This is a genomic window from Vibrio viridaestus, from assembly GCF_003856525.1.
GTDB lineage: Bacteria > Pseudomonadota > Gammaproteobacteria > Enterobacterales > Vibrionaceae > Vibrio > Vibrio viridaestus.
Genome location: NZ_RJVQ01000012.1, coordinates 1 through 15,345, shown reverse-complemented (window position 1 = coordinate 15,345; position 15,345 = coordinate 1). Strand labels below are relative to the sequence as shown.

The 15,345-nt window shown below is 42.8% G+C and carries 13 protein-coding genes, 2 tRNA genes and 1 riboswitch; of the genes, 5 read left to right on the top strand and 10 right to left on the bottom strand.

The window, feature by feature from the left end; all coding sequences use genetic code 11:
• Positions 1-9 precede the first annotated feature (9 nt).
• The 5 genes from betB (at position 10) to choV (ending at position 6,277) form a co-directional block, all read left to right on the top strand.
• Complete coding sequence (betB, locus tag EES38_RS18910; protein WP_124938781.1) at positions 10-1,470, top strand: betaine-aldehyde dehydrogenase; 1,461 nt, start codon at positions 10-12, stop codon at positions 1,468-1,470.
• A gap of 18 nt (positions 1,471-1,488) precedes the next feature.
• Positions 1,489-3,174, top strand: coding sequence for a choline dehydrogenase (gene betA, locus EES38_RS18905; RefSeq protein ID WP_124938780.1), 1,686 nt, complete (start codon positions 1,489-1,491; stop codon positions 3,172-3,174).
• Positions 3,175-3,213: 39 nt separating this feature from the next.
• Complete coding sequence (locus tag EES38_RS18900; RefSeq protein ID WP_124938779.1) at positions 3,214-4,155, top strand: choline ABC transporter substrate-binding protein; 942 nt, start codon at positions 3,214-3,216, stop codon at positions 4,153-4,155.
• Positions 4,156-4,223: 68 nt separating this feature from the next.
• Positions 4,224-5,069 carry a choline ABC transporter permease subunit gene (gene choW / locus EES38_RS18895; protein WP_124938778.1) on the top strand — a complete coding sequence of 282 codons (846 nt, stop codon included), beginning with the start codon at positions 4,224-4,226 and terminating at the stop codon, positions 5,067-5,069.
• A gap of 2 nt (positions 5,070-5,071) precedes the next feature.
• On the top strand, positions 5,072-6,277 hold the full coding sequence (gene choV / locus EES38_RS18890; protein WP_124938777.1) for a choline ABC transporter ATP-binding protein: 1,206 nt from the start codon (positions 5,072-5,074) through the stop codon (positions 6,275-6,277).
• A gap of 105 nt (positions 6,278-6,382) precedes the next feature.
• Here the strand turns inward: choV and thiH are convergent, their stop codons facing one another.
• The 10 genes from thiH to EES38_RS18840 all read right to left on the bottom strand — a co-directional run bounded on the left by thiH (position 6,383) and on the right by EES38_RS18840 (position 15,276).
• On the bottom strand, positions 6,383-7,495 hold the full coding sequence (gene thiH, locus EES38_RS18885) for a 2-iminoacetate synthase ThiH (RefSeq protein ID WP_124938776.1): 1,113 nt from the start codon (positions 7,493-7,495) through the stop codon (positions 6,383-6,385).
• Positions 7,496-7,498: 3 nt separating this feature from the next.
• Complete coding sequence (locus EES38_RS18880; RefSeq protein WP_124938775.1) at positions 7,499-8,272, bottom strand: thiazole synthase; 774 nt, start codon at positions 8,270-8,272, stop codon at positions 7,499-7,501.
• 3 nt (positions 8,273-8,275) lie between these two features.
• Positions 8,276-8,482, bottom strand: a complete 207-nt coding sequence (thiS, locus tag EES38_RS18875; RefSeq protein WP_124938774.1) for a sulfur carrier protein ThiS — start codon at positions 8,480-8,482, stop codon at positions 8,276-8,278.
• The gene (locus EES38_RS18870) at positions 8,479-9,243 is read right to left on the bottom strand and encodes a HesA/MoeB/ThiF family protein (RefSeq protein ID WP_124938773.1); all 765 of its coding nucleotides are present in this window, start codon (positions 9,241-9,243) and stop codon (positions 8,479-8,481) included. Before EES38_RS18870 ends, thiS begins: the two co-directional genes overlap by 4 nt.
• Positions 9,240-10,478 (bottom strand): thiamine phosphate synthase, encoded by a 1,239-nt coding sequence (gene thiE / locus EES38_RS18865; protein ID WP_124938772.1) that lies wholly within the window; start codon positions 10,476-10,478, stop codon positions 9,240-9,242. Before thiE ends, EES38_RS18870 begins: the two co-directional genes overlap by 4 nt.
• A gap of 1 nt (position 10,479) precedes the next feature.
• The gene (thiC, locus tag EES38_RS18860; RefSeq protein WP_124938771.1) at positions 10,480-12,402 is read right to left on the bottom strand and encodes a phosphomethylpyrimidine synthase ThiC; all 1,923 of its coding nucleotides are present in this window, start codon (positions 12,400-12,402) and stop codon (positions 10,480-10,482) included.
• 105 nt (positions 12,403-12,507) lie between these two features.
• Positions 12,508-12,606, bottom strand: a riboswitch (TPP riboswitch).
• A gap of 49 nt (positions 12,607-12,655) precedes the next feature.
• A complete protein-coding gene (gene crcB, locus EES38_RS18855) occupies positions 12,656-13,039 on the bottom strand; it encodes a fluoride efflux transporter CrcB (RefSeq protein WP_124938770.1) in 384 nt (127 codons plus the stop codon).
• Between the two features lie 113 nt (positions 13,040-13,152).
• A complete protein-coding gene (locus tag EES38_RS18850; protein ID WP_124938769.1) occupies positions 13,153-14,547 on the bottom strand; it encodes a multicopper oxidase family protein in 1,395 nt (464 codons plus the stop codon).
• A 527-nt stretch (positions 14,548-15,074) separates the two neighbouring features.
• Positions 15,075-15,151, bottom strand: a tRNA-Trp gene (locus EES38_RS18845).
• Positions 15,152-15,199: 48 nt separating this feature from the next.
• Positions 15,200-15,276: transfer RNA gene (locus EES38_RS18840), tRNA-Asp, on the bottom strand.
• Positions 15,277-15,345: the final 69 nt, after the last annotated feature.

The following is a 15,345-nucleotide window of genomic DNA, read 5'->3' as shown; positions in this document are numbered from 1 at the left end:
CGCCATTCAATGGAAATTAAATCACTTTTTATCGATGGAAAACTAACTGATACAACATCAGGAGAAACGTTTCCAAGTATTAACCCTGCAACAGGCGAAACTATCGCGGTTCTGGGACAAGCTTCAGCTCAAGACGTTGAAGATGCAATTGCTTCAGCCAAAAAAGGCTTTGAGGTATGGTCGTCGATGACGGCTGTTGAGCGTAGCCGCATACTGTTAAAAGCGGTACAAATCCTACGTGACAGAAATGACGAACTAGCAGAACTTGAAGTTCTCGATACAGGTAAACCACTGCAAGAAGCCAACTGTGTTGATATCGCAACGGGTGCAGATGTTATTGAATATTATGCCGGTTTAGCACCAACACAATTAGGTGACCAACAACCTCTAAGTGAATCACAGTTCTTCTATACCCGTCGCGAACCTCTTGGCGTTTGCGCTGGTATCGGTGCATGGAACTATCCAATTCAGATCGCCATGTGGAAATCAGCTCCTGCTCTGGCTGCTGGTAATGCTATGGTATTCAAACCATCAGAAGAAACGCCACTAACTGCACTCAAGCTTGCCGAGATTTATAAAGAAGCCGGCGTACCAGATGGTGTATTTAACGTTGTACAAGGTGACTACCGCGTTGGCCAAATGTTGACAGGCCACCCAGACATCGCAAAAGTGTCTTTTACTGGCGAAGTCGGTACAGGCAAAAAAGTGATGGCAGCAAGCGCACAAACCTTAAAGTCAGTCACCATGGAATTAGGTGGTAAATCCCCTCTTATTATTTTCGATGACTCAAATCTTGACGATGCAGTCTCGGCATCTATGGTCGCGAATTTCTACACGCAGGGTGAAGTTTGTACGAATGGTACACGAGTATTTGTTCATGAAGCGATCTACGATGATTTTCTTAAACAGCTAAAAGAACGTACTGAAAAACTTGTTATTGGTGATCCACTCAATCTGGATACGCAGATTGGTGCTCTGATCTCTAAAGGTCATGAAGAGAAGGTACTTGCGGCAATTGAAGAAGCAAAACAATCCGATGCCAAACTGCTAGTTGGCGGCTACAAAGTAACAACAGACGGCCTTGAAAAAGGTAACTTTGTTGCTCCAACTGTTTTCTTCGACTGCTATGAAGAAATGGCATTGGTTCAGAACGAAATTTTTGGCCCTGTCATGGCGGTAATTAAGTTTACTGACGAAGCGGATGTCGTTGAAAAAGCGAACAATACACGCTTTGGCCTAGCTGCTGGTATTTTCACGAAAGATATCTCTCGTGCTCACCGTGTAATACACAAAATGCAAGCCGGTATTTGTTGGATTAATACCTGGGGTAACTCCCCTGCAGAAATGCCTGTTGGCGGTTACAAAGATTCAGGCATTGGACGTGAAAACGGTGTCGAAACACTCGCTCATTATACCCAGACGAAAAGCGTCTTTATCGAGTTGGGTAACTTTGAAAGCCCTTACGCATAGACTTTATAGGAGCCGAATATGAAACAGCATTTCGACTACATTATTGTTGGCGCAGGTTCTGCGGGTTGTGTTTTAGCAGATCGCCTAACGGAATCAGGAGAACATTCAGTTCTCCTTTTAGAAGCGGGTGGTAGCGATAAGAGTATTTTTATCCAGATGCCGACCGCATTGTCATATCCAATGAATACGCCAAAATACGCTTGGCAATTTGAGTCTTTGGAAGAACCAGGTATTGATGGTCGCCAACTTCATTGTCCACGAGGCAAAGTTCTTGGTGGCAGCTCTTCGATCAATGGCATGGTGTATGTTCGTGGTCACGCCTGTGACTTCGATGAGTGGGCGGAACAAGGCGCGACAGGATGGGATTATTCTCACTGTCTGCCCTACTTCAAAAAGGCCGAATCATGGTCTGGTAGTGAAGACGAATACCGCGGAACGACTGGTCCACTAGCCACTTGTAATGGCAATGAGATGAAGCTCAATCCGCTATACGAAGCGTTTATTGAGGCAGGTAAAGACGCAGGCTACCCAGAAACCCAAGACTATAACGGTTATCAGCAGGAAGGCTTTGGTCCAATGCACATGACGGTTGATAACGGTGTTCGCGCATCAACGTCAAACGCCTATTTAAAACGTGCGTTAAAACGCGACAACCTAACCTTAATAAAAGGCGTCGTGGCGAAAAAAGTAATACTCAAAGATAAGAAGGCCATTGGGATTGAATTCGAACATCAAGGTGCGGATAAAGTTGCCTTTGCGAATAAAGAAGTCATCTCATCTGCTGGTTCTATCGGCTCAGTCCAACTGCTTCAACTTTCAGGTATCGGTCCACGAGACGTACTCGAAAGAGCTGGTGTGACTGTTGAGCATGAACTGGTTGGTGTAGGTGAAAACCTTCAAGACCACCTAGAAGTGTACTTTCAGTATCATTGTAAACAGCCAATTACCCTCAATAGTAAATTAGGGTTGATTAGCAAAGGGCTCATCGGCACCGAATGGATATTGAAGAAGACAGGTCTAGGTGCAACAAACCATTTTGAATCATGCGCCTTCATCCGCTCTAGAGAAGGTCTGAAGTGGCCAAATATTCAATATCACTTCCTTCCAGCCGCAATGCGCTACGATGGACAGGCCGCTTTCGATGGACATGGTTTTCAGGTACATGTAGGCCCGAATAAGCCAGAAAGTCGCGGAAAGGTGTGGATAAACTCCAGCGATCCACATGACAAACCATCTATCCAGTTTAATTACATCTCGACGGAACAAGATCGTCAGGATTGGCGTGACTGCATTCGTTTAACACGACAAATATTATCTCAGCCAGCAATGGATCAATACCGTGGTGACGAAATTCAACCTGGTGCACATATCACCAGCGACGAAGATATCGACCAATGGGTAAAACAGAATGTTGAAAGCGCTTACCACCCTTCTTGCTCATGCAAAATGGGTTCAACAAATGACCCAATGGCAGTAGTCGATAGTGAGTGTCGAGTGATTGGTATCGACGGTCTGCGTATCGTTGACTCCTCTATTTTCCCAACCATCACCAACGGGAACCTCAACGCACCAACGATTATGGTCGCCGAAAAGGCAGCCGACATGATCTTAGAAAATGCGCCACTTCCCGCGTCTCAAGCACCTGTTTGGATCGACGAAAAGTGGCAAGAAAGACAAAGAATTGGAACACCTAAAAGACCGTAAATTCTGATCTTTTAAGCGATTAACATAAAAGGAATAATTATGTTTAAGAACAAACTTAAATTAGTAACTCTTGGCCTAGGCGCCGTAGCCTCGGTAAATGCATTCGCGAACCAGTGTGATACTGTTCGCTTCTCTGATGTTGGTTGGACAGATATAACTTCAACTACAGCCGTTACATCTGAAGTACTTAAAGGCATGGGCTATAAAACCAAAACCGACTTACTTTCCGTTCCGGTAACGTACTCTTCAATGGCAAATGGCGATATTGATGTCTTCCTTGGTAACTGGATGCCAACAATGGAAGGCGATATCAAACGCTACAGAGAGGCAGGTACCGTCGAAACTGTCCGTGCTAACCTTACTGGTGCAAAATATACTCTTGCTGTGCCTAAGTATGTGTACGATGCAGGCGTTAAATCATTTGCTGATATCGCAAAGCACGCAGATGAATTTAAAGACCGTATCTACGGCATTGAACCAGGTAACGATGGTAATCGCCTGATCCAATCAATGATCGATTCAAATGCTTTCGATTTGAAAGACTTTACGTTAGTTGAGTCAAGCGAAGCTGGTATGGTTTCTCAGGTCAATCGAGCTATTCGTCGTAAACAGTGGATAGCCTTCCTTGGTTGGGCACCTCATCCAATGAACAGCAACTTCGACATGGAATACCTATCTGGCGGTGACGATTACTTCGGTCCTAACTATGGCGGTGCAAGCGTCTATACCAATGTCCGTAAAGGCTTTACAGAGCAATGCCCTAATGTTGGTAAGCTTCTAACAAACTTAGAGTTTAGCCTACCAATGGAAAACCAGGTTATGGACTCTATTCTAAACAAAAACCAAAAACCTGACGCCGCTGCAATAGAGTGGCTAAACAAAAACCCTCAAGTTCTTGATAAGTGGCTTGAAGGCGTGAAAACCGTCGACGGTAAGCCAGCCAAAGCAGCTGTTCTAAGCTACATCAAAGACCACTCTTAATTCTTCATTTTTCATAATTTAAGGACAAAGGGGAATCGTGCTTTATCCCCTTTGATATAGGTATTAATGTGAACATTTTTACAGAGCATAAAATTCCTCTCGGACATTGGATGGAGTTCATTGTTGATTGGCTTACGATGCACGCATCAGGCTTTTTTGACGCCATCGCTATTACTCTAGAGAGCTCCATCATGTTTCTCGTTGATGTGTTTAAATGGATGCCACCAGCCGTCCCTATTGTATTAACTGCATTATTAGCTTGGTGGTTACACCGAAAAATATCTATGGTGATTTTTGTCGTAGCAGCGTTGCTGTTAATTCTGAACCTGGGATATTGGCAAGAAATGCTAGAGACGTTTGTCTTGGTATTTTCTGCAACAACAATCTCCGTATTACTCGGCGTCCCATTAGGTATTATGGCTGCTCATCGTCCTTGGCTTTATACCGTGATGCGACCTATTTTGGATTTGATGCAGACAGTACCAACTTTCGTGTATCTCATTCCAACGCTTGTTCTATTTGGATTAGGTATCGTTCCTGGTCTTATTTCTACCATCATATTTGCTATCGCTGCTCCGATTCGTCTGACCTATTTGGGTGTATTAAAAGTTCCTGAAGAACTGATAGAGGCCGGTAAAGCCTTTGGTGCAAGCAGAATGAAATTACTATTTAAAGTCGAATTACCTGCTGCAATGCCAAGCATTATGGCCGGTGTAACTCAATGCATTATGCTGTCTCTTTCGATGGTGGTTGTTGCTGCATTGGTTGGTGCTGATGGCTTAGGGAAACCAGTTATCAGAGCTCTGAACACAGTTAATATATCTCAGGGTTTTGAAGCTGGGTTAGCCATCGTGCTGGTCGCGATCATTCTCGACCGTATGTGTAAAACACCAAGTCAAACTAAGGAGCATTAATCATGACAGAGCATAAAAAGGCAATTTCAATAGAAAATCTGGACGTTGTTTTTGGTGATAAACCTAATCAAGCATTAACACTTCTCGATGAAGGAAAGTCTCGTCAAGAAATCATCGACGAGACAGGTCTAGTCGTTGGCGTAAACAATGTTTCTCTCGATGTAAATGAGGGTGAGATTTGCGTGTTGATGGGACTCTCAGGCTCTGGGAAATCCAGTCTTCTGCGCGCAGTAAATGGTCTTAATGCCATTTCTCGCGGTGCATTAAATATCAAAGATGGTAATACATCCGTTGACTTAGCCGATTGTAATGAGCAAACACTACGCCATCTACGAACTGATCGCGTTTCTATGGTTTTCCAAAAATTTGCTTTGATGCCATGGTTATCAGTTCTTGATAATGTTGCATTTGGTCTCGAGATGAAAGGCGTGCCTAAGAAAGAACGCCGTGCTCAGGCAAGAGAGAAGCTCGAGATGGTTGGCCTTGCTGAGTGGCAAGACAAATTCCCACATGAGCTTTCAGGTGGTATGCAGCAACGTGTTGGTCTCGCTCGCGCTTTTACCATGGATACTGATATCTTGCTGATGGATGAACCTTTCTCTGCGCTTGACCCACTGATTCGTGCTCAGCTACAAGACGAATTGCTTGAGCTTCAGTCTAAGTTGAATAAGACGATTTTGTTCGTAAGTCATGACCTTGACGAGGCACTAAAAATCGGGACTCGTATCGCTATCATGGAATCAGGCGAGCTGATTCAACATGGTAAGCCTGAAGAGATTGTTCTGACGCCAAAAACTCAATATGTACGTGATTTCGTTGCTCACACTAACCCGCTAAATGTACTTAAAGGTCGCTCTCTAATGAGACCAGCCAACGAACTGGTACAGGACAGTGAGCGTTGGCAACTATGTCAGCAATCCAATGTTTGGATAGAAAAAGAAAATACTAAATGGGTTATCTCAGGCGAATCACCACTGAAGATAATTGATTACACAGACAAAGAGATTGATATTGCGGATTTGTGCAAGAACAGTATTGTTATTGCTTCTCCAGATATCGATATGCGTGATGCCATCGAAATTCGCTACCATACTGGCCATCCAATTGTTCTAATCGAAAACGGACATTTGATAGGTACATTAAGTGACGATAACTTTTACCATGCATTATTAGGTAAATACAACGAACCTTCGTTGCACGCAGCCTAATATCAGTTAGTACTTACATACTTGAAAGGCAGCTAAATAGCTGCCTTTTTTCTATCTAACCTACATTTATTGTTTCACGTGAAACACTTATTATTTCGCTGTAAATTATCCTAAATAACTTTTATCCCAATCTTTCCAAACCGTTTGTAGCCCTTTGCTGTGCATCGAATTGGTAACATCAATAACACTTCTATCGTCATTGATAGAGAATTGTTCCAGTTCCACTTCTGCATTTGCATACCCGCCAGGCTGAGTTTTTGACGCAGCAGAAAGAGAGGTGATTGCGATTGGCACCACACTATCCCTAAATTTGGCCGACTCTCTGGTAGAAAGTGAGAGTTCAACTTCAGGATTGAATAGGCGATATGCACAGATGAGTTGTAATAACTGCGCATCTGTCATGATCGATTTTGGCTCTAACCCTCCGGTACAAGGTCGTAAACGAGGAAATGAAATAGAATAACGTGAACGCCAATAAGTTTTCTCTAGATAATCGAGATGTGCTGCAGTAAGAAAGCAGTCAGTTCTCCAGTCTTCTAAACCGATCAAAGCACCGATCCCAATTTTATCCAAGCCAGCTTTACCAAGTCGATCAGGTGTCATAAGCCGATATTCAAAATCCATTTTATTGCCACGTAAATGATGCTGAGAATATGTTGCCCTATTATAGGTTTCCTGGTAGACCATCACGGCATCAAGACCCATAGTTTTCAGCTCAGCGTATTCTTCCTGATCAAGCGGCTGAACCTCCATCGCAACATAATTAAACTGCTGCTTAATTCTCGGAATCATTTTCCTAAAATAATTCATTCCAGCTTTCGTTTCGTGCTCACCAGTCACCAACAGCACGCTATCAAATTTCATCGATTTAATAGCATTAACTTCAGCATCAATTTCGTTCTCATCGAGAATTTTACGCTTGATCTTATTACTCATAGAAAACCCGCAATAAGTACAATCATTCGCGCATAGATTAGAAAGATACAAAGGAATATACATTGATATCGTATTGCCAAATCGCTTTCTTGTCAGTTGTTGAGCCTTCTTTGCCATCACTTCCAGATATGATTCAGCTGCCGGTGAGATAAGCGCTTTGAAATCTTCTAAAGTGAGCCTAGTTTTCGCTAAAGCGTTCTGTACATCGCGCTTCGTCTTACCATAAACAGAGAGGCGTATATCATCCCATTCGTACAGATTTAATACATCAACAAAACTCATTTTCTATCCCTCCAACTCTGTTAGAAACGAAGTCAAAGGACTAGATGCATGAGCAAATTCACTCACAACACCAAGACCGGATTCATAAGCCATTCGACCACAAATCACGGCTTGCTTAAACGCCTCAGCCATAAGAATCGGATCACTTGCGGTTGCAATTGCCGTGTTAACTAATACCGCATCAGCGCCAAGTTCCATCGCATAAGCGGCATGGGAGGGAGCACCAATTCCAGCATCAACTACGACAGGAACACGGGCTTGCTCAATGATAATATTGAGAAAGTCTGCTGAAACAATTCCCTTGTTTGATCCAATGGGTGCAGCGAGAGGCATCACGGCTGCACACCCTACTTCTTCTAATCGCTTGCACAAAACCGGATCGCAATGGCAATAAGGGAGAACGACAAATCCATCCGTCACTAACTGTTCGGCTGCGCGAAGAGTTTCTATCGGGTCAGGCATCAGATATTTAGGATCGGGATGAATTTCCAATTTAATCCAATTAGTCCCAATAGCTTCTCTTGCAAGATGCGCGGCAAAAATAGCGTCTGTCGCATTTTTTGCTCCAGAGGTATTCGGGAGTAAATTAAGTCTATTGGCAACAAGAGGTTCGAGAATATCATCTTTTTGGTTAGAGGTATCGACTCGTCTTAAAGCCATAGTCACCAATTCTGAGCCACTTGTTATAATCGCTTTAGCCATTACATCACGGTGAGAAAACTTACCTGTTCCTGTAAATAAGCGTGAATTAAATGTTTTATTAGCAATAGTAAGCATATTTTAACCTCCGGCTATCGCCTGAAATAGGGATATTTGGTCGCCACTATTGAGTATGTAAGACGGCCACTGACTTTGTGGAACCACGGTATTATTGATAGCAAATACACAGCCCTTCGCTGGTAGTGAAAGCTTCTCGATGATATCTGCCAAAGAACTGCCAGAAGCGAGCGTTTCTTTTCGATTGTTTATCATAACTTCGACTGTCATGCCGTCACCTCTTTCGTCGCACAAACTGGACATTCAGGATCTCGAATGATATTTAGCGTTTGGAAAGTATTGTTAATTCCATTAAATGAGACTAAAGATTGCGGTGAGTGATTTGGGGTTGATATGAGATTCTTAATACACGCGAGCGCTTGCATGGAAGCCATTACACCAACTACTGGCCCCATGACCCCAGACGTTGAACAACTTCTTGGCTCAGATATATCTTCAGGATAGATACAACGATAACACGCCTCATCTTCCTGATAATGATAGACAGCGAGTTGCCCTTGCCAACCGATAGCAGATGCGGAGATCAGCGTTGTTTTGTGCTTGAAGCAAGCTCGATTAATTTGATGGCGAGTTGTGAAGTTATCGGTACAATCGATAACGACATCGCACATAATGACTTCTAGAGCCAGCTGTTGTTCTGTCAGTCGATATTGAATAGCTCGAACTTGTACATTGTTATTTAACTGATTTAAATTAGATTTAAGTCTAGCGGCTTTGTTCTGTCCGATTTCTGATTCTCGATAGATGAACTGCCTATGTAAGTTACTTATATCGATATTATCGTCATCGATAATTACGATGGATCCAACGCCAGCCCCTACAAGATATGGCGCGACCAGAGATCCCAACCCACCACAGCCAATCATCAGTACACGGCTTTCTTCAAGCTTGAGCTGGCCAGATTCTCCGAACTCAGGTAGACATATCTGCCGTTGATAACGGATAAAATCGCTATCATTGATAGTGTTCATGCAATTACTCCCTCGCCTGCTTTGATGCCATCGAGAGCATTGAATAGCGAACCAATTCGTCGAGAGAGATCTTTTGCCTGTGTGATGGCTCTAACCACTGCGATAGAATCAACTCCCTGAGATACAACACTGCTAATATTGCTTAAATCAATCCCTCCAATAGCAACAGTTGGTATAGAGTAATCACCAACCATTATCGTATTGATTAGGTTTTGATATAGCCCTAAACGGACTAAACCCTGGGGTTTAGATGGCATAGACTTTGTCGTTGTTGGGAATATATGTCCCAACGCGATATATGAGGGTCGAATAGTTTCTGCCTTAAGTATTTCGTAATAACCGTGGGTTGATACACCAAGACGAAGGTTTGCCGCATGAATCTGTTCAATATTGGCTTCGTCGAGATCTTCCTGACCGAGATGAACACCATAGGCTTGATGTTTTATTGCTAACCGCCAATAGTCATTAATAAATAGTTGAGTGCCCGTTTCCTGAGAGAGAATAGACACATCTTGAACTTGCTGATCCAATAATGCGCTAGTCCTATCCTTTATTCGTAACTGAGCAGTCTTAACACCATGAGCCTTCACCAGTGTTTTTACCCATTCGAATGTATCCACCACTGGGTACAAACGAAATAAGTCACGGTCTATTGGTAGAAAAGCCTCTCGCGCTACTCCGGATTGTTTACTAAAAACTGGAAAAAACTGGATGTCATCAGGCCATGTTTCACGTGAAACATTCATTGCTGAACGAGCAACAACAAGAGAATCCTCAATAGGAAAATCATGTGCGAGTAACAATATTATCCAAGCAAAATGTTCAGATGCATCGAAACTCTGCTGCTCATTTCTAGAATAAAGTGATCTGGTTTCACCATTAAATAACCACGAATCACATAGCTGATCTGGTTTCACGTTAGATGAACAAACAGACACAAATCCTTCGGACAAATCAGAACGATGTTCAATCTCATGGTCTAAATAGTAAAGATAGTACGACTGATTAAAGTCCGAATCCTCATTTAACTTAGCATGATTGGTTTGAGAAAATAAGTTGGTAGAAACACAAATCGTTGAGTTGGATATACTGTCAAAACAAATTAGTATCTCTTGATTAGAATGCTTTTTAAATCCGATATCTTGAGAAAATAACGGTAAAAACACATTCCTATATACTCGATCGAGAGTGCTCTGTAGAGCACTCTGATTGTCAGACAAAAATATGGTTTTCATACTAAGCCTCTTCTATAGACTTAGCTGGATGATAAAGCTCAGATCCTTGTTGTTTGAATTGCTCTGACTTTTGTCTCATCCCCTCTTGTGGATCTTCTAAAAGCGTAATCTCAATACCGTTAGGATTGTTTTTAGCATAATCCCTGACCTCCTGAGATATTTTCATTGAGCAGAACTTAGGACCACACATCGAGCAGAAATGTGCCACTTTACCGGATTCCTGGGGAAGTGTTTCGTCGTGATAAGACTTTGCCGTAACCGGGTCAAGAGCAAGATTAAATTGGTCTTCCCAACGGAATTCAAATCGTGCTTTGGAAAGTGCATTATCGCGAATTTGAGCACCAGGATGTCCTTTCGCTAAATCGGCCGCATGCGCTGCTAATTTATAGGTGATTAAACCAGTCTTAACATCCTCTTTATTGGGTAGACCTAGATGCTCTTTTGGAGTCACGTAGCATAGCATCGCACAACCATACCAACCAATCATTGCAGCGCCAATTCCAGAGGTGATGTGGTCATAACCAGGTGCAATATCAGTGGTCAGAGGGCCAAGCGTATAAAAAGGAGCCTCGTGGCAATGCTTGAGCTGTTCATCCATATTTTCTTTAATCATATGCATAGGAATATGCCCGGGACCTTCAATAATCACCTGAACATCATATTCCCAAGCAATCTTAGTCAATTCACCTAATGTACGTAACTCTGAAAACTGAGCCTCATCGTTCGCATCAGCAACGGAGCCAGGACGTAACCCATCGCCAAGAGATAAAGAAACATCATATTGTGCACAAATCTCACAAATCTCACGAAAGTGAGTATATAAAAAGTTCTCTTGATGATGCGCTAGACACCATTTGGCAATAATTGAGCCACCACGAGAAACAATGCCGGTAACACGTTTGGCAGTCATGGGGACATAACGTAGAAGCAAGCCAGCATGAATTGTGAAGTAATCAACGCCCTGCTCTGCCTGCTCGATTAACGTATCACGCATGACTTCCCACGTGAGATGTTCAGCTACTCCATTTACCTTTTCTAACGCTTGGTACATAGGCACTGTGCCAATAGGCACCGGACTATTACGTAAAATCCATTCGCGAGTTTCATGAATATTACGGCCTGTAGAAAGGTCCATTACTGTGTCGGCACCCCATCTTGTCGACCATACAAGCTTCTCTACTTCCTCTTCAATTGAGGACGATACTGAAGAGTTACCTATGTTAGCGTTTACTTTAACTAAGAAGTTACGCCCGATAATCATAGGTTCAGACTCGGGATGGTTAATATTACAAGGAATAACAGCTCGTCCTTCAGCGACTTCTCTACGTACAAATTCTGGAGTAATATCTTTAGGAAGATTCGCACCAAAATTGTTACCAGGGTGCTGTTGATTTAGCTGCTCATCAGAGAATTTTTGACGTCCCATATTCTCACGAATAGCAATAAACTCCATTTCTGGCGTGATAATACCTAAGCGCGCGTAGTGGAGCTGAGTAACGCATTTACCCGACTTCGCTTTACGAATTTGAGGTAGATTACCGTATCGAAGCTCATCCAGAGTCTTGTCATTTAATCTTTCCTGAGCATATTGAGATGATAAATTATCGAGCTCTTCGACATCGTTGCGCTCTTGAATCCAAGTCTGTCTAGGCTTAGGTAGGCCCTTATAAACATCAATGCTACTAGTAGGATCGGTATACACACCAGACGTATCGTAGACAGAAACAGGTTCATTAGGTTCGTATACTGGATATTCTTTTGACCCACCAACAAGCGTATCTGTCAGATGGATTTTTCTCATAGGAACACGAATATCGTCTCGTGAACCAATCACATACGCTTTCTCTGAATTTGGATATGGCGTTGCGGTTATATTTTCAATGAATTGTTTGGCTTCTAGCCTAGATTGTTTACGACTCGACATAGCACTTCCTTTCAATAATAAATGGATAATGCTTGACGGATGGATGCACACAAGAGGGAGGACGAATGTCACTCAAAAGATGAGATAAATTAGGAAAAGACCCAATTAATGTCTTCTCTTGTTCCCTTCGCAGGTATTAACCTGATCAGGTTCAACGGATCCCGAATTAACGGTCTCAGCCAAATGGCACTCCGACAAGTGAAACGATTATAAAATCAGCGTAAAAAAATAAGCAAATAAAAATTCAATAAATTTACGCTTTTGTGATCAGCTGAAAGCCAACCCATGCAGCAGTAATACTTAAAATGACGTTCAACAGGATGTTAAGACCCATTTTCAAAAAAGCCCCCTGCTGCAGCAATAAAACGTTATCCATTGAGAAGGTGGAGAATGTTGTTAATGCACCAAGAAAACCAAGCCCTATTAATTGGCGCCACGGTTCAGCCGCAAGAAATTGACTTTGAAATGCGGAAACGAGCAGTCCCATAATAAAAGAACCCAACACGTTTACTGTTAAAGTTCCATAAGGAAATCCACGGCCAAAAAGAAAGACACATAACTCAGATATCAAATAGCGAGAACAGGCACCAAAAGCACCACCAAGTGCAACAAAACTCAAAATAGAGAACTGCCCCATAAACTTCTCCTTAAGAAAATAGCTCAAATATTGTACAATATCATGCCCAATGAAATTTCAAATACAACGACACCAAGCTTTGCTAAACAAACAGAATTAAAACGTTACAGGAGTCACGTTACCTGTATGTAGCCCATCAATCCCGTTTTCATATGTTCAATTACATGACAATGATACATCCAACGACCTGGATTATTCGCAACAAATGCGACTTTCGCACTGCCGTTTTTTCCGAGTAATACAGTATCAGTATGAAATGGTGAATCAAGTTTAATGCCGTCTAATTCTAATACAAGGAAAGTATGCCCATGCAGATGAATAGGATGATGATATTGAGTCACGTTCTTCATCGAAAATATATAGGTTTTTCCAAGTTCTAATTTTGCTAAAGGCTCAGGAATCGAATCCATCGACATGCCTTCCCAAGCTCGTTTATTCATCAACCAAAACTGGGAAACAGCTTTTCCATCTTGGTTAAGAGGTGTGAGCGCTCCTTCCCACTCAAATACGAAATCAATCAAATATGCGTTTTCTAAATCAGGAGTGGGTATAGGATTTAACGGTAAAGAAGGAATGTAATGTTGTTCAGGGACAACCTCTTCCGGGTGCTGGCCTTTAATATCAAATCGACATAGTGGAAATGGGTATTTACCTTTGAGATATTGGAGCTCTATTTGGCTCCCTAAAGATGGTGAGACAAAAGCAATGTCTAACCTCATCCCAGGACCTAGTTTATGCTGAGAAAGCAGCACAGGCTCAGCAATCGGGTTTCCATCGATAGCGATAACCCAAGCATCCGTTCCTTTCACTGTAACGGGATACGTGATTGTGTTATCAACATTGGCGATTCGAACTCGGGTCAACGTTTTCGGCAATATAACCATGGTAGGATTATGTTGCCCGTTCACCGTCCCCCATTCACCTGGCGTTCCCATACGAGCACTGTACCTAGGGATCATCAAGGATTTCCAAGATCCACTCTGATCTAAATGCCAGTGTTTTAACATTACAGAAACATCCTGACCAAAATGAACATTTTCTGCCTCATCAACAATGATCAGTCCGACAAGTCCCATCCCTAGCTGTTTAACACTATTCATGTGGGGATGATACCAAAAAGTACCTGCATCAGGAGGCGTAAAGCGATAGGTAAACGTCTCTCCGGGCAATATAGGTTTTTGACTTAAAAAGGGTACTCCATCCATCTCAATCGGTATGCGGAGACCATGCCAGTGAATGGTAGTCGGCTCATCTAACTTATTCGTAAAATGGATAGTAACAGGTTGACCTTGCTTACACCGGATCTGTGGCGCAGGAATCAGGCCATCAAACCCAAGAATCGGCGTCTTCTTACCCGGAATCAGCTCGGCAATACCTTTTTCTGCGCTAATTCGATACACATAAGGGTCATTGTCGGTTGGTGTATGACTTAGAGAGCACCCTGGTAATAAAGCAGCAGCTCCTAAAGCTGAACCATACTGGATAAATTGGCGACGAGTTAATGCCATAGTGTTCTAACCTCAAATTTCGTATAAGACTATTCTACCGAAACAATACTTATTACCAATATATTTAGGCGTTACTATTCATATCGAACAATCTAACTACCGAAAAAGATGATAAAAAAAGAGAGATCTTTAGTTTTGCCGAGAGACTATAGGTGAAAAGGACACAGAGAATTACTCTGCAAGTTATGCTCATACTTATTAATAACCGCTAAGTGGACAAATTCGTTAGATCTGACGCTACAGAACATAAGTAACGGCTTTATTAGAAACTACAAATAGCAAAGCCCCAGCTAATGCTGAAGCCCTATGATAATGGTAAGGATGGAGAGATTCGACCGGACTGACGCTCCAGCTCCCAACACTGGCTTTACTAAAAGCCAAATACAACAAAGCCCCAGCATACGCTGAGGCTTTATGATAATGGCAGGGGTGGAGAAATTCGACCGGGCTGGCGCTCCAGCTCCCAACACGGCTTTTCTAAAAGCCAAAACAATAAAGCCCCAGCATACGCTGAGGCTTTATGATAATGGCAGGGGTGGAGAGATTCGAACTCCCAACACGCGGATTTGGAATCCGCTGCTCTGCCAATTGGAGCTACACCCCTAAAACATAGAGAAAACCCCAGCATCTCTGCTAGGGTTCTTTAAATAAGTGGCGGAGCGGACGGGACTCGAACCCGCGACCCCCGGCGTGACAGGCCGGTATTCTAACCAACTGAACTACCGCTCCGCATTGGTTAGCTTGGTGCTAAATAAAAGCCTGGCGATGTCCTACTCTCACATGGGGAGACCCCACACT

What these genes read in the sequence shown, in the direction of transcription:
- crcB (WP_124938770.1), bottom strand. Translation starts at nt 13,039, where the DNA reads ATGGGGCAGTTCTCTATTTTGAGTTTTGTTGCACTTGGTGGTGCTTTT.
- EES38_RS18850 (WP_124938769.1), bottom strand. Translation starts at nt 14,547, where the DNA reads ATGGCATTAACTCGTCGCCAATTTATCCAGTATGGTTCAGCTTTAGGA.
- thiH (WP_124938776.1), bottom strand. Translation starts at nt 7,495, where the DNA reads ATGAGTTTTGTTGATGTATTAAATCTGTACGAATGGGATGATATACGC.
- EES38_RS18870 (WP_124938773.1), bottom strand. Translation starts at nt 9,243, where the DNA reads ATGAACACTATCAATGATAGCGATTTTATCCGTTATCAACGGCAGATA.
- choV (WP_124938777.1), top strand. Translation starts at nt 5,072, where the DNA reads ATGACAGAGCATAAAAAGGCAATTTCAATAGAAAATCTGGACGTTGTT.
- thiE (WP_124938772.1), bottom strand. Translation starts at nt 10,478, where the DNA reads ATGAAAACCATATTTTTGTCTGACAATCAGAGTGCTCTACAGAGCACT.
- EES38_RS18880 (WP_124938775.1), bottom strand. Translation starts at nt 8,272, where the DNA reads ATGCTTACTATTGCTAATAAAACATTTAATTCACGCTTATTTACAGGA.
- betB (WP_124938781.1), top strand. Translation starts at nt 10, where the DNA reads ATGGAAATTAAATCACTTTTTATCGATGGAAAACTAACTGATACAACA.
- thiC (WP_124938771.1), bottom strand. Translation starts at nt 12,402, where the DNA reads ATGTCGAGTCGTAAACAATCTAGGCTAGAAGCCAAACAATTCATTGAA.
- betA (WP_124938780.1), top strand. Translation starts at nt 1,489, where the DNA reads ATGAAACAGCATTTCGACTACATTATTGTTGGCGCAGGTTCTGCGGGT.
- EES38_RS18900 (WP_124938779.1), top strand. Translation starts at nt 3,214, where the DNA reads ATGTTTAAGAACAAACTTAAATTAGTAACTCTTGGCCTAGGCGCCGTA.
- thiS (WP_124938774.1), bottom strand. Translation starts at nt 8,482, where the DNA reads ATGACAGTCGAAGTTATGATAAACAATCGAAAAGAAACGCTCGCTTCT.